The organism is Actinomadura logoneensis, from assembly GCF_003428695.1.
Classification (GTDB): domain Bacteria; phylum Actinomycetota; class Actinomycetes; order Streptosporangiales; family Streptosporangiaceae; genus Spirillospora; species Spirillospora logoneensis.
The window spans coordinates 1-658 of record NZ_QURH01000369.1 but is presented as its reverse complement, the minus strand read 5'-3'; the positions used below and the strand labels follow the sequence as shown (position 1 = coordinate 658).

1 protein-coding gene is annotated in these 658 nt (G+C 80.2%); it reads left to right on the top strand.

What is annotated here, in order from left to right; translation table 11 throughout:
* Window positions 1-574: DUF5954 family protein (locus DZF91_RS40020; RefSeq protein WP_199486810.1), on the top strand; the 574-nt coding region annotated here is incomplete at its 5' end.
* Window positions 575-658: the final 84 nt, after the last annotated feature.

The following is a 658-nucleotide window of genomic DNA, read 5'->3' as shown; positions in this document are numbered from 1 at the left end:
GGCCGCCGGGCGCCGGTTCCGGATCGTCCGGGTGGAGCAGCTCGTCCGGTCCGGGCCGGACGGCCCCGAGCCGCCGCGGCCGAGCGACCTGGACCCCCGGCCGTCCCCGCGCCGGGCCGCGCCGCGCCCCTACGAGCTGCTGGACGACGGGCGGCTCCCGCCCGGCCTGGCCGCCTCCGAGCTGCTGTGCCAGCTGCTGGACGCGGCGGCGCACGCGGGCGCCGAGCCCGCCTCGGAGGCGTTCCTCACCCCGCTGCCGATGAACCCGGCGTTCGCGGTCGCCGAGCGGACGGCGGGGTCCTGGCGCCCGACCGGGCGGCTGCACGACAGCCCGCGCGCCGCCCGCGACTCGCTGGCCCTGTACTTCCGGCACGTGGTGCCCGCCGTCGAGGAACCCGCCGAGGCCGACCGGGCCGAGTACGCCGCCGCGGCCGACCTGATGACCGACGGCACCCGCCGCAACGGCATCCAGGTCGCCGGACGGCGCTTCCGGATCGTCCGGATCGAGCGGATCACCCTGATGGGCCCGGACGGCCCCGAGCCGCCCCGCCCCACCGACCTCGACATCCTCTGACCCACCCGCGCCCCGGGCCGCCGCGGCGCGGACGTGGCCGCCTCGGTGCGGGCACGTGCGGGCATGGGACGGCCCGCGCGCCGC